This is a genomic window from Aggregatimonas sangjinii (assembly GCF_005943945.1).
Classification (GTDB): Bacteria; Bacteroidota; Bacteroidia; order Flavobacteriales; family Flavobacteriaceae; genus Pelagihabitans; species Pelagihabitans sangjinii.
Genome location: NZ_CP040710.1, coordinates 660,346 through 679,291 on the forward strand (window position 1 = coordinate 660,346; position 18,946 = coordinate 679,291).

General features: G+C 44.9%; 16 protein-coding genes. 3 read left to right on the forward strand and 13 right to left on the reverse strand.

Features of this window, described 5'->3' with window-relative positions; genetic code table 11:
* Positions 1-46: 46 nt before the first annotated feature.
* The 5 genes from FGM00_RS02690 to FGM00_RS02710 form a co-directional block, all read right to left on the reverse strand.
* Positions 47-859 carry a methyltransferase domain-containing protein gene (locus tag FGM00_RS02690; RefSeq protein WP_175416177.1) on the reverse strand — a complete coding sequence of 271 codons (813 nt, stop codon included), beginning with the start codon at positions 857-859 and terminating at the stop codon, positions 47-49.
* A gap of 83 nt (positions 860-942) precedes the next feature.
* A complete protein-coding gene (locus FGM00_RS02695; RefSeq protein ID WP_138851431.1) occupies positions 943-4,044 on the reverse strand; it encodes a VPS10 domain-containing protein in 3,102 nt (1,033 codons plus the stop codon).
* Positions 4,045-4,122: 78 nt separating this feature from the next.
* Positions 4,123-4,575, reverse strand: a complete 453-nt coding sequence (locus tag FGM00_RS02700) for a tRNA (cytidine(34)-2'-O)-methyltransferase (protein WP_138851432.1) — start codon at positions 4,573-4,575, stop codon at positions 4,123-4,125.
* A gap of 98 nt (positions 4,576-4,673) precedes the next feature.
* Positions 4,674-4,913 (reverse strand): VF530 family protein, encoded by a 240-nt coding sequence (locus tag FGM00_RS02705; protein ID WP_138851433.1) that lies wholly within the window; start codon positions 4,911-4,913, stop codon positions 4,674-4,676.
* A 244-nt stretch (positions 4,914-5,157) separates the two neighbouring features.
* Complete coding sequence (locus FGM00_RS02710) at positions 5,158-6,021, reverse strand: sigma-70 family RNA polymerase sigma factor (RefSeq protein WP_138851434.1); 864 nt, start codon at positions 6,019-6,021, stop codon at positions 5,158-5,160.
* A gap of 176 nt (positions 6,022-6,197) precedes the next feature.
* On the opposite strand from FGM00_RS02710, the gene FGM00_RS02715 reads away from it, so the two are divergent.
* Positions 6,198-7,448 carry an acyloxyacyl hydrolase gene (locus FGM00_RS02715; protein ID WP_138851435.1) on the forward strand — a complete coding sequence of 417 codons (1,251 nt, stop codon included), beginning with the start codon at positions 6,198-6,200 and terminating at the stop codon, positions 7,446-7,448.
* Positions 7,449-7,562: 114 nt separating this feature from the next.
* Here the strand turns inward: FGM00_RS02715 and FGM00_RS02720 are convergent, their stop codons facing one another.
* The 6 genes from FGM00_RS02720 to tamL form a co-directional block, all read right to left on the reverse strand.
* Positions 7,563-9,788 (reverse strand): polyribonucleotide nucleotidyltransferase, encoded by a 2,226-nt coding sequence (locus FGM00_RS02720; RefSeq protein ID WP_138851436.1) that lies wholly within the window; start codon positions 9,786-9,788, stop codon positions 7,563-7,565.
* A gap of 214 nt (positions 9,789-10,002) precedes the next feature.
* The gene (gene rpsO / locus FGM00_RS02725) at positions 10,003-10,272 is read right to left on the reverse strand and encodes a 30S ribosomal protein S15 (RefSeq protein WP_138851437.1); all 270 of its coding nucleotides are present in this window, start codon (positions 10,270-10,272) and stop codon (positions 10,003-10,005) included.
* Positions 10,273-10,399: 127 nt separating this feature from the next.
* Positions 10,400-10,897 carry a hypothetical protein gene (locus tag FGM00_RS02730; RefSeq protein WP_138851438.1) on the reverse strand — a complete coding sequence of 166 codons (498 nt, stop codon included), beginning with the start codon at positions 10,895-10,897 and terminating at the stop codon, positions 10,400-10,402.
* An 11-nt stretch (positions 10,898-10,908) separates the two neighbouring features.
* Positions 10,909-11,769 carry an acetyl-CoA carboxylase, carboxyltransferase subunit beta gene (accD, locus tag FGM00_RS02735; RefSeq protein WP_138854594.1) on the reverse strand — a complete coding sequence of 287 codons (861 nt, stop codon included), beginning with the start codon at positions 11,767-11,769 and terminating at the stop codon, positions 10,909-10,911.
* A gap of 33 nt (positions 11,770-11,802) precedes the next feature.
* Positions 11,803-12,870 carry a class II fructose-bisphosphate aldolase gene (fbaA, locus tag FGM00_RS02740; protein ID WP_138851439.1) on the reverse strand — a complete coding sequence of 356 codons (1,068 nt, stop codon included), beginning with the start codon at positions 12,868-12,870 and terminating at the stop codon, positions 11,803-11,805.
* 295 nt (positions 12,871-13,165) lie between these two features.
* The gene (gene tamL / locus FGM00_RS02745) at positions 13,166-15,757 is read right to left on the reverse strand and encodes a translocation and assembly module lipoprotein TamL (protein WP_317130245.1); all 2,592 of its coding nucleotides are present in this window, start codon (positions 15,755-15,757) and stop codon (positions 13,166-13,168) included.
* Between the two features lie 46 nt (positions 15,758-15,803).
* Here tamL and FGM00_RS02750 point away from each other — a divergent pair, with 46 nt between their 5' ends.
* Both FGM00_RS02750 and FGM00_RS02755 read left to right on the forward strand, forming a co-directional pair.
* Complete coding sequence (locus tag FGM00_RS02750) at positions 15,804-16,547, forward strand: TrmH family RNA methyltransferase (protein WP_138851441.1); 744 nt, start codon at positions 15,804-15,806, stop codon at positions 16,545-16,547.
* A gap of 166 nt (positions 16,548-16,713) precedes the next feature.
* A complete protein-coding gene (locus tag FGM00_RS02755) occupies positions 16,714-17,178 on the forward strand; it encodes a hypothetical protein (protein ID WP_138851442.1) in 465 nt (154 codons plus the stop codon).
* 103 nt (positions 17,179-17,281) lie between these two features.
* On the opposite strand, the gene porT is transcribed toward FGM00_RS02755, so the two are convergent.
* The gene (gene porT, locus FGM00_RS02760; RefSeq protein WP_138851443.1) at positions 17,282-17,992 is read right to left on the reverse strand and encodes a type IX secretion/gliding motility protein PorT/SprT; all 711 of its coding nucleotides are present in this window, start codon (positions 17,990-17,992) and stop codon (positions 17,282-17,284) included.
* Positions 17,993-17,996: 4 nt separating this feature from the next.
* Complete coding sequence (gene ubiE / locus FGM00_RS02765) at positions 17,997-18,725, reverse strand: bifunctional demethylmenaquinone methyltransferase/2-methoxy-6-polyprenyl-1,4-benzoquinol methylase UbiE (protein WP_138851444.1); 729 nt, start codon at positions 18,723-18,725, stop codon at positions 17,997-17,999.
* Positions 18,726-18,946 lie beyond the last annotated feature (221 nt).

The window sequence follows — 18,946 nt, forward strand, 5'->3', positions numbered from 1 at the left end:
ATGATATCGTATTAGTGACCAGTGTAGCTATGGCGTCAGAAACCGGTTATTGTTTTTCGGCGATGATTTCGACCATCAAACAAGTGCAGATCGAAGCACCTTTTATACCCTCTAATTCCTTCAGTTCGGAAAGAGCTCGGTCTACCTCCTTAGGAGTTAAATAATCTTGAACGACCAAACGCGGTAAGTAACTTTGGAAAAATGTTTGTGGCCATTGCCACACGCCATTATCCATCGTTGCGATTTTTGACATGGGCCGGACGCTCAGTATTTTCATACCCATATCATCCAATACATAGGGCAGCTGTCTCCCAATGTCTATTTCCATATCGGAATCCTTAAAACTTTTTAACGCCATCGCAATACCTTTGGCAAGTGATTTTTTATAGGGTTCGGTCTGAAGCAAAGACCAATCATAGTATTCATGAATGACCATTTTACCCTTTGGTTTCAAGGCTTCCTGTACTTTGGCGAGTATCTCCTTGGGATTGGGAACCCAAGCCAGAGCCCATCTACAGTACATGCCATCAATGCTATTAGGGCGAAGCGCCATATCGTCAAAATCGGCGGCGATGGCCTCAATGTTCAAATGGTACGTATCGGCTACTCGTTTCAAAAATTGGATGTACCCCTCCGACTTGTCGATACCGATGACCTTTCCTTCACTACCCGCCAAAAAAGCCAGTTCTTTGGTGCAATAGCCAGGACCACAGCCGAGGTCTAAAAAAGTTTGACCGGCCTTGAAATTCGCAAGTCGCCAACCACGCTGCGCTTCCTCGGCCCAAACTTGATGCTGTACCCCCAATCGAAAAAGTTCTTGATTGTCGGTTCCTAAAATATATGGGCTCTCTTCGTTCAAAATATTGTTTGTCTTTTGTTATCTACTGCAACTTCCAATTCGTTCCCTATGTTCTTTTAACCGTAGCAAATCGAAAATCATATTTATCCATCCAGAGGTGATTTTCCCGATTTGGTCAGGACTTTGTTTACTTTCGGTAGTTGCGCTCCCATGGTTTCGTTCAGTGCATTCAGATGGGTTTCCAGTTCTGCGGAAAGTTCTTCAAAAACCTTGTAAGCGCCATTGGTAGGTTTGGCCTCGCCGCTTTCTACACTACGTCTTAGAGAGGCTAGTCGATTGTTCAGTTTTATCGGAAAGTTCAAAGGGTCCTGGCCCGACTGATTTTTTACTTGATATAGTGCCTCCTCTATCTCCGATAGTTTTGCGATAAACGGACTGACTGTTTTCTTATAGTCCGCTTGGGAAATATCTTTTTTATGGGTGTCGAGTGTTTTCTTGATTTCCCGTATTTTGATGACCGCGTCGTTGGCCGCAGTCGTTTTCTGCATGATCTTACTCGCCAATACAAACTGTTCGTCCAAATCTTCTTTGGTGATTCCTTTTAGGTTCGGATCCATTAGCACCTTGAAGTCGTGGGTCATTTCATAATCCTTCGTTTTCATACGCACCTTATATTCCCCTAAAGGAGCCTTTGGGCCCCTTTGCGGACGGGCGCTCCATATGATCATGCCCTCAAATTCGGATGCTCCGGGATAACGCATGTCCCAAGTAAAGGTATTGATTCCCTTGGCGGTGGTCGGTTTCGAAGACCCTCCTTTTTGCCACCAAGGAATATCGGGATCTTCCTCGTATTCCGGTTTGCTTCCGGTATAGGTGTTGATGAGCTGGTCGTTGGCATCCAAGATTTCAAAGGTAATGGTGTCCTGTTCTGTTCCTAAATAATATTGGACCGCGACATCGCCGACACCTCTAATCGCATTGGATGGTTGGAATAAAACTGCCGATTGCCCCCCAAGCTCTTCTGAGTATTGGCGTAAGGGTTGAATATCGTCCAAAATCCAAAATCCCCGCCCATGACTTCCGACGACCAGATCGTTATCCTTGACGACCAAATCCCGAATAGGGGTATCCGGTAGTTTCAATTGCAAACTTTGCCATAGCGCTCCGTCGTTTACCGAAAAATAAACTCCATGTTCGGTCGCTAAGAATAACAGGCCCTCCCGAACGGGATCCTCACGAACGGCCCTTGCGAAATGGCCATCCTCGATGCCATTGATAATTTTTGTCCATGTTTTGCCGTAATCATGGGTTTTGAAAACATAGGGCTGACGGTCATCTACCTGATAGCGGTTGGCCGCTACAAACAATGTTCCAGGACGATGCCGAGATTCGTCAATAATACTAACTCTTGAAAATTTCGGGAGGTTCTTCGGGGTGATGTCTTTCCAGTTTTTTCCACCATCCCTGGTAATATGAATTTTACCATCGTCGGAACCTGCCCAGATAGTTTGTATATCATGGTATGAAGGTGCCAAGGCGAAAACGGTCGCGTAGATTTCCGGCCCGTTCATATCCATGGTGATCACACCTCCTGTTTTTCCTAAGGTACCAGGGTCTGCATAAGTTAAATCGGGACTGATTTTCTCCCATGATTGCCCATCATCGGTGGTTTTCCAGACGTGCTGGGAACAGGTGTACATGACTTTTGAGTCTTGGGGTGCGAACATAATAGGGAAGGTCCATTGCCAGCGTTCTGGTAGGGCACTCGCGGGTTCGCCCGAAAAAAAACGGGGGTATACTTGAATATCCCGGGTCTGTCCATTGCTGCGGTCGTACCGTGTTAAAAGGGCACCTTGACTTCCTGCATAAAAAATATCCTTTTTTTTGGGATGTTGGGTAATCCAACCACTTTCGCCACCTCCAACGGGGTAATACCAACCGTGGTTCGGACCTCTGGCCTGCATATGCTCCCAACCCTCACTTGGTACGGCAACGGTACTGTTGTCCTGCTGTGCTCCGGCCACGTGATACGGCACGTCACTGGTAGTCATTACGTGGTACAGTTGTGTAGTGATATAGTCCTGTTCCGTCCAGCTTTTACCGCCATTGATGCTAACGTTGCCTCCGCCGTCATTGGAGTTGATCATTCGATCGGGATCGTTCGGGTCGATCCATAGGTCGTGATTGTCGCCATGGGGCACCTTGATGGTTGTATCGAACGTCTTTCCGCCATCGGTAGACTTGTAAAAACCGGTATTTAAACAATAAACGATTTCTCTGTCTGAAGGGTCGGCATAAATTCGAGAATAGTAGAACGCCCTTTGTCGTAGCTTGCGTTCGTCATTGGTGCGTTCCCAAGTTTTTCCGGCATCGTCTGAACGAAAAACACCACCCTCGTTCGCTTCAACGATGGCCCAAACGCGGTTGGAATCCGCTGGGGAGACCGTTACCCCTATTTTTCCGACGGGACCTGCCGGCATTCCGGGATTCGTGGTCAGATCGGACCAGGTATCGCCACCGTCGACCGATTTCCATAGTTTGGAATCGCCACCACCGCCCCACATCTTCCAAGCTTTGCGTTGTACTTCCCATGTACTGGCGTATAGTATTTGTGGGTTGTTTCGGTCGATGATGAGGTCTACCGCACCTGCCTTGGGGCTGGCATACAATACTTTTTTCCACGAGTTCCCGCCGTCCGTGCTTTTAAAAACACCGCGTTCCTCATTATCCCCGTAAGGATGGCCTAAAGCGGCAACATAAACGATATCCGGATTGGTCGGGTGAATTCGAATTCGGGCTACGGCTTGTGTTTCTTTAAGTCCGAGATGGCGCCATGTTTCTCCTCCATCGGTTGTTTTGTAAACCCCGTCGCCTTGAGTGATGCTTCCCCGAAGTTGCACCTCGCCCATACCGATATAGACAATGTCCGGATTTGTTTCCGCGACGGCGACCGCACCGACCGAGGAGCTCGTTACTTGACCATCGGTTACCGGTTTCCATTCGGTACCACCATCAACGGTTTTCCACAGTCCGCCTCCCGTTGCCCCGAAATAATATTCATTAGGCCGGCTTGGGCTTCCTGCGGCGCCTAATGAACGTCCACCCCGATATGGTCCGATATTGCGCCATTCCAATCCCTCATAAAAGGACGCTGGAACGGAATTTGCCTTTTCAGCATTTGTTTTCTGGCCATAAAGGCCAAGGCAGGATACGATAAAAATGAGGAGTGGTAGTGTACGCAGCATCGAAAAGCTATTTTGATGGTTGAAAATTAACCTTCAATTTAACGCTTTTTGATTTTGATAAAAACTGATTGGATACTTTTATTTCAATTGTTTCAGGCCTTCGTATACAGCTATGCCAACGGCATTGGCAAGATTTAAACTACGGATTTCAGGACTGTAAAGTGGAATTTTGTAGCATTCGTCGCGATTGGAGGCAATCATCTCTTTTGGGAGACCAACGGATTCCTTGCCGAAAACGAGGAACATATCATCTTTAAATTCGATATCCCAATGCGTCCGTGAGGCATGACTGGAGAAAAAAACCATTTCCTTATTCCCATGGGTTGAGAAAAAATCAGCTGCACTTTCGTGAATACAAAGTGAGATATGGGGCCAATAGTCCAACCCGGCCCGTTTGAGGCGCTTGTCATTCAACTCAAAACCAAAAGGTTTCACCAAATGCAAAGTTGATCCTGTCGCCAAGGCCAACCTGCCAATATTTCCGGTATTGTTTGGTATTTCGGGTTCGATAAGTACAATATTCAAGGACATGGCTGTCAGGTTATGATGTTGAAAAGGTCCTATGATGATGTGAATTGAGAAGAGAGGACTTCTCGTTAATGGTGGCGTCCCACTTCTTCAGTCCTATTTTAATTTTTCATTCGTATGGATTTCAAATACAACTGTTCTACTTTCTCTCTTGCCCATGGTGTTCTCCTCAAAAATTTCAAGGAAGATTTTATGGAAGGATTGCTCTTGAAACAGTTGATGCTTATTCGATCGGCCAACTGCTCCCATGTGTAATGTTGGGTAAGATGCTCTAGGATGTCGACCAACTTTACCCCGTGTAAAGGATTGTTGGGTTGTTGTTGGGCAGGTGTATCTTTCATAATGGGAGGGCCGTAAAATATGTCAAAACTTTTTAATGTAAAATGAAACAGAACACTGTTCCCCCTAAATAGTATAAATGAAAAAACTCCGGTAATCAGCCGGAGTTTATTCATCAATCAAAAAACGAACAGTCATGATAACTGTTGTTATTGTTAAAATTACAACTAATATGCCATATTTCCAATATGGGAAAAGATTAACATATTAACAATAATCTGCGAGCGCCTGTTTTCTAACAGGATCTTAGCCAAGATAAGTTTTCAATATCTTGCTTCGCGAGGTATGTTTTAGCCTACGAATGGCTTTTTCTTTTATTTGACGAACCCTTTCCCTGGTCAGTTCGAAGGTCTCTCCGATTTCTTCCAAGGTCATTGAATGTTGCCCTGCCAGACCAAAGTATAATCTGATGACATCCGCTTCCCTTGGGGTCAAGGTTTCTAAGGCCCTTTCGATTTCCGTGCGTAGCGATTCGTGTAACAACTCCTTATCGGGGTTGGGCGATTCTCCACTACGAAGTACATCGTAAAGATTGGAATCCTCACCGTCGATCAACGGGGCATCCATTGATACGTGACGGCCCGAGTTCTTCAAGGATTGTTTTACATCCGCTACGGTCATATCGAGTTCCTTTGCGATTTCTTCCGGAGAGGGCTTGCGTTCGTGGGCCTGCTCTAAAAAAGCAAAGGTTTTGTTTATTTTATTGATCGAACCGATTTTGTTCAATGGCAAACGCACAATACGCGACTGTTCGGCCAAAGCTTGTAAAATCGATTGGCGTATCCACCATACGGCGTACGAGATAAATTTAAAACCTCGGGTTTCATCAAAACGTTGCGCCGCTTTAATCAATCCCAGATTTCCTTCGTTGATCAAATCGGGTAGCGTAAGACCTTGGTTCTGGTACTGCTTGGCAACCGATACCACAAATCGAAGGTTGGCCTTTGTAAGTTTTTCAAGAGCGCTATGATCGCCTGCCTTGATGCGTTGTGCCAATTCTACTTCTTCATCTGCAGTGATCAAGTCTACTTTGCCGATTTCTTGCAAGTACTTGTCCAAAGATGCGGTCTCTCTGTTGGTGACCTGTTTTGTAATCTTAAGCTGTCTCATGTTCGGGGATTAAATGAATATTCAATAGACTGCATATACTTATACGTAGAAAAGTGGGAAATGTTACAAATCCACCGAAAAAATCTAGTTTATTAGATGAAGTACCTAAATCGTTGTTATGTTTGTGGCTATTTTTTTTGTAAGCACCAGGTCCAAACCAAGTTGTGATTAGCTGTATGCCATTTCTCCTCCGTATTATGCGGGTAATACCTGCTTTGTTCATCATGGCGGTGAGTGCGCAGGAAGATGTTGATGAACCGGCCCGCTATTTGGAATTCGATTTCTCTGTTGGGTTGTTAGGTGATTCTAACAGTAATTTCCCCGAACACAGCGCCCAAAAAAGCTTTTTTGTAGGAATGGGAAAGCGTTATGCCCAATCTGAAAAAGCTTGGGCGTATTATCTGAACAGTCCCAAAGTCGGGATTTTATTGGGATTTTCTGATCTAGGAAATAGAAGGTCTTTGGGCTATGCGTACAGTGTGTTGCCGTATGCCGAGTTTTCGCTGCTACCGGCCAAAACGGATCGGCTTCATTTATTGGTGGCGTTCGGAGCTTCCTATTTGGATAGGGTATACGATGCCGAAACCAATCCGAACAATAAAGGAGTTTCCACTCGGTTGAATTGGGCGTATCGATCGTACCTGTATTACGACTTTTTTAAAGGAAACAAGGGGATTTGGCGAGCGGGGATAGGCTATTTACATCATTCAAACGGTCATACGCGAAAACCGAACAGGGGCTATAATGCCTTTCTTGTTGGGATTTCAAGTGCGTTTTCCAATAGGGAGGTTCCAAAATCATGGTCCACCAACGATGGATACAGTCCCCATAAAAGTAAGGAGTGGTTTTATACCACGCGTGTGGGTGTAGGGCAGAATTCCTTCTCGGATGTTTTCAACTCAAAGAAGGAGGTCTTTACGGCGGCGCTTTCCGTTGGAAAAATTATCAACAAGACTTTTAAGTTCGGGGGCGGATGCCATTACCGTTTTTATGAACATTACTATGATTATATTATAAATGAAGAGACGTTGATACGGACTCAAGAACCAGGGTTTACGGAACATCCTATTGCAAACGCATCCAATTTTGGTGTTTTTGGAAGTGCGGAATTGCTTTTAGGTCATGTCGGAATGGAATTTGATTTGGGGCTCAATGTATTTAAACCTTTTTATAAAATCGATTGGCAATTGAACGAAGGCTATACTACCTTCAACAATGGTGAGGAAAATATCGTATTGGGGGAGCTTGGTAGCTATTACCAAATCAAACGATATGTATTCAGTAGAATGGGCTTAAAATATTACTTAGTGAATACGGAACGTTCCCCAAAACATAATATTTTTATAGGGGCATTTATCAATGCGAATTTAGGGCAGGCCGATTTTAGCGAGCTTACTACAGGGTATCGGCATCGGTTTGGGTTTTAGCAGGCTTGGCGGTACCATTCCCATATTCTAAGGTGTAACAAAAAAATCCCGCCTCTTTTCGGAGACGGGATTTCTATTTTCATCCTCTAGAAGAGGTACTTTCATTAAAGAAGTTTAATCCCTTCTAGGTTTACGATCTCTGTTATCGCGTCCGCCTCTGCGATCATCACGGCCACGACCACGATCATTGCTACGTGGCGGTCTTTCGACATATCCTTCCGGTTTTGGCAATAACGCTTTGCGCGATACCTTGTCTTTACGGGTACGTGGGTCGATACCGATGTATTTGATATCGAAAACATCGCCCATATTCACTACGTCTGAAACGTTTTCGGTACGCTCCCACGCCAATTCCGATACATGAAGAAGTGTTTCGTTGCCAGGAGCATCCTGGTATTCGACTACGGCGCCAAAATCTAGCATCTTAATGACTTTTACCTCGTAAACGCTACCCACTTCGGGTTTGAACATCAGCGAATCGATTTTTGCGAGAACAGCTTGGATTCCATCTTCCGATGTTCCCAAAATCTCTACAATACCCTCTTCGGTAACAGGGTCTTCGTTAATCACGATAGTCGTATCGGTTTCTTTCTGAAGTTCCTGGATCACTTTTCCACCAGGACCGATCAAGGCACCGATGAATTCGTTCGGAATGACACGAGTAACCATTCGTGGCGCGTGCGGCTTCACGTCTGCATTAGGCGCGGCGATGGTATCGGTTAATTTGGTGAGAATGTGTAAACGACCGTCCCTTGCCTGCTTCAACGCCTTTACAAGAATCTCGTAGGACAATCCTTTTACCTTAATATCCATCTGGCAAGCGGTGATACCATCTGCAGTACCGGTTACTTTAAAGTCCATATCGCCCAAGTGATCTTCATCACCAAGGATATCCGAGAGCACGGCATACTTTCCTGAATCGGCATCGGAAATCAATCCCATAGCGATACCGGATACCGGTTTTTTAAGTTGTACACCCGCATCCATCAAGGCCATCGTACCGGAACATACCGTTGCCATGGAAGAAGAACCGTTAGATTCCAATACTTCCGAAACTACACGAACCGTATAGGGGCAATCTTCCGGGATCATTCCTTTTAAAGCGCGTTGCGCCAAGTTGCCATGACCTACCTCCCTTCGTGAAGTACCACGAATGGGCCGTGCTTCACCCGTACAGAATGGCGGGAAGTTATAGTGCAGGTAAAATGTTTCCTCGCCTTCATAGGAGGGCATGTCTATTTTGTTCGCTTCTCGCGAGGTACCTAAGGTTACCGTAGCCAAGGCCTGCGTTTCCCCTCTGGTAAATATTGAAGAACCGTGTGTTGATGGCAGGTAATCAACCTCGCACCAAATCGGACGGATTTCATCGGTTTTTCTTCCGTCTAGACGCATACCTTCATTCAAGGTCAAATCCCGTACGGCCGCTTTCTCGGCTTTGCGGTAGTATTCGGAAATCAAATCGCCTTTTTCCTCTAATTCTTCCTCGGAATAGGTCGCTTTGATCTCATCTTTAATTGCCGAAAATGCCTCACTGCGCTCGTGCTTGGCAGAACCAGCTTTCGCTACGGCGTACACTTTATCGTAAGCCATTTCGCGGATTTTCTTCTCCAGATCTTCGTCTTCGGTACCTTGCTCGTATTCGCGTACTTCCTTTCTTCCGAAAGCCTCGGCTAATCGTAATTGGGCGTCGATTTGCTTTTTGATGGCTTCATGGGCGAACTTGATGGCTTCGACCATTTCCTCTTCGGAAATCTCGTCCATTTCTCCTTCTACCATCATCACGGAGTCGGCAGATGCACCGATAATCATATCGAGATCACTTTCCTCTAGCTGCGTACGGCTTGGGTTGATGATGAACTCACCGTTGATCCGGCCAACTCGCGCCTCGGAAATGGCACATTCAAACGGAAAATCAGAAAGCTGAATGGCCGCAGATGCCGCCAATCCCGCCATTGCATCCGGCATGACATCTTCGTCATTCGACATTAGCTGTATCATGACCTGGGTCTCGGCGCTATAATCCTTTGGGAAAAGGGGGCGCAAAACACGGTCTACCAGACGCATGGTCAATACTTCTCCATCGCTGGGTCGAGCTTCTCTTTTGAAAAACCCACCAGGATAACGACCGGAGGCCGCAAACTTTTCGCGATAATCGACCGTTAACGGTAGAAAAGGCAAATCTTTTTGTTCGTAATTCGACACTACCGTACACAGTAGCATACATTTTCCGGATTGAACGACCACAGAACCGTGGGCCTGCTTCGCCAATTTACCGGTCTCGATAGAAATTTCCCTACCGTCACCAAGGTCGATGACCTCTCTAAATACTTTTGGAATCATAAAATTGATTTAATACCCGTGTACTTCGACTGCGCTCAGCACAGGCAAAACGGGATTTTGTTAAACAATGGTCACTCCGCCATGTTTTGGTCGGAGTTGTTGTGTTGTGTGTGTCGACCAATGAAAAACTGTGTGCAGCTTTTAGTTTGCCTTGGTAAAATGTACAAGGACTTTATAAAAGATAGGGGCTGAAAACTTTCAGCCCCTATATAAATTACTTTCTGATGTTCAATTCTTTGATAAGCTCACGATATTTTACAATATCCTTTTTCATCATATAATCCAGAAGACTTCTTCTTTTTCCAACGAGTTTTACCAAGGAGCGCTCGGTATTGTAATCTTTGTGGTTCTTTTTAAGGTGTCCGGTAAGGTGATTGATGCGATGTGTGAACAATGCGATCTGGCCTTCGGTAGAACCGGTGTTCTCCGCTTTGCCGCCGTGTTTTTTAAAAATCTCGGCCTTTACTTCTTTGGTTAAATACATTCCAATATTATTTTAAATGATTTTTATGTATCGTGATTGTGTTTCAATCAGCGTGCAAAGATAGAAAAAAGGCGCACATATCGAAGTAAAAACGATTGAAATTATGATGTGGACGACCGCTTGAGAGCTAAAAAGCACATCCGTCGGGCAACGGAGCTTGCTCTTGAAGGGCCGCGGCGAAATCACTGTCTAGTTCGGCAGCCGAAAAACCATTGGCCACCGAGCCTCTTTGAGCGGTACTGCCGTATCCTGAATTGTTCATATGGGCACGAACAAAAACTTCGGTAGTTTCTGAAATAGCAACCGTTCCACCAGAACGGGTGAACGGCTGTTCGTCAACATGGCTATGGGTCAGAATTCTGCGATAGATCAAATTCCCCTCCAAGTCGACTACTTCCCACCAATCGGCATATTGGGTACAGCCTGTATCCGGACTTGCGATGGTGACGCTGAATGTGTAGGCATTCTCGTCTCCCGAAACTTCAACTTTGGTTACGGCTGCATTTTCGGCTGTCGCGGGCATCATTTCGGAGGTATCGGCCATGGCGATCATTCCTTTGTCGGTTGAGCAACAGCATAACCAGGAAATCAGGAAAAGAGCTGAGAAGGAAAATAAAAAACGCATTGCGAGAGCAGTTATGTTCGAAGCGGTTGATTCTGGATCAAATCAATATATAGATTCACTTTTTGTTTCAACTCGCTACGATGTACGATAAAGTCTAGAAAGCCGTGCTCTTTAAGGAATTCGGAAGTTTGAAAACCTTCGGGTAATTCTTTACCCGTAGCTTCCTTTACCACTCGTGGCCCGGCAAAAGCGACCAACGCCCCCGGTTCCGCGATATTGATGTCACCGAGCATTGCGTAGGATGCCGTAGTTCCGCCCGTAGTGGGGTCTGTACATAATGAGATATAGGGCAATTTGGCCTCAGCCAATTGTGCCAGTTTTGCGGACGTTTTTGCCAATTGCATTAGCGAGAGCGCTGCTTCCATCATTCGCGCCCCTCCCGATTTTGAAATCATCAGGAACGGTACTTTCTTTTTAATGGCGTAATCGATTCCTCGAGCTATTTTTTCTCCGACGACACTACCCATAGATCCACCGATAAAGGCGAAATCCATACAGCAAATGACCAAATCCTTTCCCATAGACTTTCCGTAACCCGTGCGCACCGCATCTTTCAGTCCGGTTTTCTTCTGGGCAGCTTTAAGGCGTTCCCCATACTTTTTGGTGTCTTCGAATTTGAGTGGGTCTTTTGACGAAAGTTTAGGGTCCAGTTCGGTGAATTTGTTATCATCGAACAAAATTTCAAAATACTCCTTGCTGCCGATGCGCACATGGTAGTCGTCCTCGGGACTTACATAGAAGTTCTTGGCCAACACTTCCGATTCGACTATTTTGCCCGTGGGGGATTTATACCAAAGCCCCTTTGGGGTGTCTTTCTTCTCCTCGGTGGCGGTTTGTATTCCTTTTTCCTTTCTTTTGAACCAAGCGCTCATATCTTCCATATTAAAGGTTAGCCGAGATAAATATTACAACGTATTCACATTGTTCAGGTCTTCGAAAGCCTTCTTTAGGCGTTCCACAAAACTTTTTTCCCCTTCCCGCAACCAAACTCTAGGGTCGTAGAACTTTTTATTCGGCTCGTCGGCTCCATTGGGATTGCCGATTTGGGCTTGTAAAAAATCCTTTTTATCCTGAATGTAATCGCGAACTCCGGCAAGAAATGCATATTGAAGGTCGGTATCGATGTTCATTTTGATTACGCCGTAGCTGATACCTTCACGAATTTCTTCGACCGTAGAGCCTGATCCCCCATGAAAAACAAAATCGATGTGGTTGTGTTCTACTCCGTATTTCTCGCTAATGTGCTCTTGAGAATTCTTAAGGATTTTGGGCGTCAGTTTCACATTTCCAGGCTTGTATACGCCGTGTACATTTCCGAAAGCAGCCGCAATCGTAAACCGCGGACTTACCTTGGAAAGCTCTTCGTAAGCATAGGCTACTTCCTCGGGTTGGGTATATAGTTTAGAATCGTCGACATCCGAATTGTCCACACCATCTTCCTCCCCACCGGTTATGCCCAGTTCGATTTCGAGGGTCATGTTCATCTTGGCCATACGGGCCAAATATTTTTTACATATTTCGATGTTTTCCTCAATCGGTTCTTCAGAAAGGTCGATCATATGGGAACTGAACAATGATGTGCCCGTTTCCGCGAAATGTTTCTCGCTGGCTTCTAAAAGACCGTCGATCCAAGGCAATAGTTTTTTGGCGCAGTGGTCGGTATGAAGTATGACCGTGGCCCCATAGGCTTCCGCCAATTGGTGTACGTGCTTAGCGCCCGCAACGGCACCTTGAATAGCGGCATTTTGCCCATCGTTCGAAAGACCTTTACCCGCATTGAACTGCGCACCGCCGTTTGAAAATTGGATAATTACGGGGGCGTTCAAGGCTGCGGCGGTTTCCAATACGCCGTTAATCGTATCGGAACCGATAACGTTTACAGCTGGTAGGGCGAAACCTTTTTCCTTCGCATAGTTGAAAATCGCTTGAACTTCATCACCTGTGGCGACTCCTGGTTTAATATTGTGGGCCATAGTTTTTTCGGTCTGTTTAATTTAAAAAAAGTTGAATTAGTTGGGAACAAAAGTACTAAAATAATACAAGTGCAGGTTCAAGTAGTCGGTTCAAACTCAAATAAAAGTTATTCACGGGCGATACGGTCTACAACCGATTTTTCTTCATTAAATGGAGGAGTCATTTGAAGAAATAGCACCGTTCGTTTTTTAATTGCCACACTCGCGATTTACAGGATACTAAAAAAGGAAGGGTAAAGCACGAACACGGGTTGATACGCAATCGTATTTGAAAATGGGAAAATTAAACTTCCTCTTAAAATGGATAATTGATACCTATTTGCAGCACGGAGTTGGCAAAATTGTAATCCCTAAACCACCTCTTGGAATCCTCTTCCGCTGGGTTGTAGGTCTTGAAACCGATGTCGGCCCTAAAGACGAAATAGGTGAAATCGTAACGTATACCAAAACCGGAACCTAGGGCGATATCTTTAAAGGAGCTGACACCATTGAATTTGGCATCCGGATCTTCCACATCGTCAAAAACGTTCCAGATATTGCCGGCATCCACAAATAACGCACCCTTGAAATCTCCCACGATCGGGAAGCGGTATTCCAGATTGAAGGCCAACTTAAAATTGGCCTCATTGAAATCCTGAAGGGCATTTGTTTTCCCAGGACCTAGGGAATAGGGAAACCACCCCCGGTTGTCGTTGGGTCCGCCTGCAAAATAACTGCGTAAGAAGGGAATGTTCGTCGAGTTGCCATACGGTACGGCGATTCCCGCGAAGGTCCTAAAAGCCAATACGTTCGAACGGGACAGATCCCAATACTTTACAAAATCGAATTCGGTTTTTATGTACTGCGAAAAAGGAACGTCAATAATTTCTTTCTTGCCGTTTTCTTCTCCGTAATCGATTACTCCAGAAAGGGCGGAAAGTATATTGCCCGCACTTTCTACCTTAAACCTGAACTGATAATAGTTGTTATCGGTAATGCCGGTTTTGTTGTTGAGGTTAAAGGTATAGTTGGTGGTAGTGATCAGGTTGTTCTCGGTAAGTCTTTGACGTCGTTCCTCAATTTGGTTCACACGTCTCGAATTATCGAGCGTAGCGCCCACGCGGCCACTTTGAATGGCTTCGATAAAACCTGTTGTGCCGTTGGGAATGATCAATCTCGGTTCGGTACTACCTTCCGGGGTCTCGAAGAGGTCTGGCAATACGGTTACATAATCAATCTGGTCTTGGTCATCGGTGGCGATATCGTTGAGTTGGGCATACGAGCTTCTGTAAAAACGAAAGAACTGTTCGGGTCTAACATTGTTCACATATTGCACGTTGATAAGTTCAATGGCATGTCGGGTTCGATCAGTAGGTTTCCAGTTATAACCCAGTATGGTGTTAAAGGTCTGCTTGTCGAGACCCACGTTTCTTTGGGATGTATAGCCTAGGGAGAGTCGCGTACGGGGTAAAGTATAGCCTGGAATCAACTTGGCGGTATTTACGAACGGAAACCAGATTCTGGGAAAGTCAAGACTCAGGTCTGCACCGAATTCCTGAATGTTGAAAAACTTATTGTCCACGATATTTGGATCTCTGGAGTTACCCACGCTAAGTCTTCCCGACAAACTCAAGTTTTCAGCACCACCGAAAAGATTTCGAGCTTTAAGGGATGGACTATACCCGATTCCAATCTGTTGAATATTCGAGTGGGTAACGTCAACATTTTGCCCTAGGGAGTATTTTGGCCTAGCGGAAAGGTAGATGTTCGCCGTTAGCGTGTTGCCCGTACTATCTTTTACCGTGGTAATGGTCGGGTATCGAAATACATTAAGGTCGTTGATTCGCCTGTAGGTTCGTAGCTTGTCGATATTTCGGTACACACTGTCTTTTTCGAAGAAAATCGCATCGGTAAGAGTCTCGGGTTTAAAACGCAGTTTCCCACGGTAGTAAATGGAATATCCCTTGTGGCGGATGAACTGCTGTTCCTTGTCGCGCTCGTCGTATAGGAAATCGGTGTAGATATTGACGTTGTCAAACGTAAAAACCTTGTATTCTTTGGTCGTTTCCCCACCATCATCGCGGGTTTTTAAATTATCGATATTAAGCTCGGCACTGATCAACTGATCATCGGCGATTTTCGTAGTATCCCCCAAGAAATTAAAGTAAATAGAACTTTCCTGAAAGTTGTAGATACCAGTGTTCCTAAATAGGTTCGTCAATCGTTCGCGTTCCCCACTAAAATCCTCAAGGTCGATTTGATTTCCTTTCTGCACCAGGGAGCTCTCTGAATGAAGTTCGTAAATCGAGTCTAATGCGGTGGAAGCGATCCGATGCATTACCGTGTCGATCATAAATGGCTTACCCAAGGTAAGTTTGTACTTGACCTCTGCCCGTTGTTTTTTGCTCAAGGAGTCTATTTCAAAATGGGTATTATTGTTGAAATAGCCTTTGCTCCGGTAATAGGCTCCCAAGCGCTCTACCGACCTTCTCGTTAATGAGGTATCGAGTATTGCGGGTGGCTCACCAATAGATTTTAAGGTTTCGCTCAGCCCTTTTACCAAGTAGGATTCGCCTAAACGGTCAGCCTGTTTTTGAGAGAGAATATTGGCCAGACGTTTCTCGCGCTTGGGTTTTCTGTGCAGCCATGCCTGATAGGATGAATCCGGATTTTTTTTCGCCCAATTGTAAATGTTCAATCGCACGGGATATCCGAGTACTTTGGTGTTTTCCTTCTGCAAGATCAAGGTCTCGATAGCTTCGTTCTTGATCTTGACACTATCTACTACGATAAGGTTTTTATGAATGAGAAGTTCGTCATTTTCAACCCGTTTAAGGGTGTTGCAAGAGGTGATTGCGACCGCTAATAATAATAGGCTTATTTTAGCGTAGAATTTTTTCGTTCGCAAAGGTCTCCACATAGAAATCAAAAATACATTAAAAACATCGATTTATATGGTTGTCAAAAACCAAATAAAGTTTATCAAAAGCTTACAACAAAAAAAGTACCGAAATCAAAACGGCATGTTCGTTGTTGAGGGAATAAAGTCCGTTCGGGAGTTTTTGAATTCGGACTATAAAGTAGAAAAAGTGTATGTGACCAAGCCCGATATTTTTAATATGGATGCGCCTGAAATGGAGTTGGTCTCGGCTGGAGAACTTGCCCAAATGAGCGGTTTGCACAGTCCGAATTCAGTACTCGGTGTATTCCATATACCGATTCCCAAAAAACTTGATGTCAATGATTGGATTTTGGTATTGGACGATGTTCGCGATCCTGGAAATTTGGGTACTATCATACGGCTGTGCGATTGGTTCGGTATCGAGCACTTGGTCTGTTCCGAACATACGGTAGACTGCTATAACCCAAAGGTGCTACAAGCGACCATGGGTTCCATCACGCGGGTCAACCTCGGGTATACCGATCTAACGCGTTTTTTGAGTACTATCGATTTACCCATCTTTGGAACATTTATGAACGGGGCATCTGTTTACACAAAAAAAATTCCTACTGCCGGTATCTTGATCATGGGCAACGAAGCCAACGGTATTTCAGCAACGGTGGAAAAGTTGGTAAACCATAAAATCAGTATACCCCAACCTGCCTCCCGAGCGGGAATGCATGAAAACCAAAACACCGAAAGTCTGAATGTGGCCACAGCAACCGCAATTTTCCTGAACGAAATCAGAAGAGAATAAGGAAGGTAGGGGATACGAAACCGTTTCTTTTAGGTCTTTACGATTCATTGGAATGCATGCGCTATTTCCACAGGATTAGTTATCCGAATTCTTTCAATTTGCATGATTTCGGATATGAAAATCCCTCAATCCCATAGCTTTAAGGAAACTTTTAAAATTGCGAGTTATGGAAAAGTCCAAGGTTTTCAAGTTAGCTGCGTGGGATTCGGCGTACCCTATTAGTTTAATCCTAATGATTATCGCTACCCTCCTGCAATCGTGTTCAAAAACGGAAGATTTTGAGCAGCTTACCTATAGTGGCCGTGTTTTAGTATACAACGGGCCGGAAATTGGTCAATACGAAGCGTTAAACACGGTATATCTCGAGCCTTTGGCCGATGAACAAGTATTTATCTTGTCCTGTGAGCCCTGGACGGGCGCGACCGGAGGTGGTTGTACTCCTAAAGGTAGCGTTGAAGAAACGGATAGGACGAACGACAAGGGTGAATTTTCAATTTCCTTTAGGGCGAACGTCAACTTTTCGTATTACCCACAAATCGATTATCGCAGCGAATATGTTGATAGGAGCGAGGGGTATTCCGATAGACCTTACAAAGAAATTATTCTAGTACCTCGTAGCCTGATTAAATGAAAGGTGGCTTATTTCACGGTCCCAAACGAAAATGGAATTAAAGGAACCCGAAAACGATAGCAGCAACTCAAATTGGTACCGCTGGGTACATATTTTTTAGACGCTATTCGAAGGTAAAGTTTACAAATAGTCCTCTGGTACGCAGTGCATTAATATTACCCGTCCAGGGACTATTCGGGTCGTTGTCCGGAATAATCTCATCGTTGATGGTAAATACGCCTCGTATGCTCGGGCTAAACTTGAAATATTCCAGATAGAAATCGATTCCGAATCCGATCTCGTAGTTATAGTTCCATTTTTTCATCCGAAACGTACCACTACTATTGTCGTCTAGATTATCTTCGTTGCTCCCCAAGTTCAAGGAAACCGAAGGTCCGGCAAGCAAAAATGGTTTAAAATTCCCAAAGCGTTTCGTACTTACTTTTACCAATAAGGGGAAATTGATATAGGTAGATTTGACCTCGCGTCTTATATTTTGGTCAGTGGCTTCCGCTCCTGTGAATCCCGGAAAGAACAGGGTTCTGGGATTGTAGAACAGACCCGGTTCGATACGAAGGTCGATGAACTCGTTAATACGCATTTCTCCAATAAGACCTACGTTGAATCCGATGCTCTTATCGACCAAGATATCCCTGCCTGTATTGTTTTCGTAATCGAATTTGAAATCGTACTGATTAAAACCTAAAAAATAGCCGTAATTCAGGAATCGCTTGTCTTTATTCTCGATATTGAGTACGGGGTCCTCATTAAACTGGGCTTGTGCGTTCGGCATCCAAAAAAGAAGTCCCAACAGCACAAAAATAGTGTTTCGCATAAGTTTATTTTGTAGCCACATAAATAGATGCTACCCCAAACGTCTGGGGCTTATCGTCTACCTCTATAAACCCGATTTTGCGTAAAATATTGTTGAATTCCTCACCATGTGGAAAAACGGCCGCCGATTCGCTCAAATAGGTGTATGCGGAGCGGTCTTTTGAAAATAACCGGCCAACCAGGGGCAGTATATATTTGCTATGCAATCGATAGCCCTGTCTGTAGGGTGTCTTGGTGGGGACCGAAGTCTCTAGAATGACAAGTGTTCCCGATTTGGAGAGCACACGGTAAATTTCGGCCAACCCCTTTTCAAGCGTCTCGAAATTACGCACCCCAAAGGCTACGGTAACTGCATCAAAACTATTGTCTTCGTAGGCGAGGTTTTCGCTATCGCCCACGACCATTTCGATAGTAGCGTTCAGCTTTTTTTCGGAAACTTTTTGTTTGCCCACTTCCAGCATTCCAGGGGAGATATCGAGGCCAACGATGCGTTTTGCCCCCGTTCTTGTCAAATTTATGGCCAAATCGCCCGTACCCGTAGCGATATCAAGAATGCTTTTAGGCTGTTTCTTTTTGAGGATGTTGACCACCCTATTACGCCATTTGATGTCGATTCCAAATGAGATTACGCGGTTTAGGCCGTCGTAATTCCTGCTGATGTTGTCGAACATCTTGGTTACCTGTTCTTTTTTTCCACCCTCTGAGGCACCATAGGGGGTAACTTTCTCGGCCATGTGAACAATTTTGGACAAAGATACGACTTCAGTGCCTGACCTTGTCGCAAGTATCTGCTTTGGATGGAAAATTTTTGGCTTTGGGGTACAAAACCTTGTCTTCCAAATACAACGGCTGGCATAATAGATTGAAAACCATAGCTGAAAAAACAAATCGCGATATGTTCCTTATAAAAGCCTTCCACTTAATACAATAATGGAGCCGTTATTATGTTTAATTC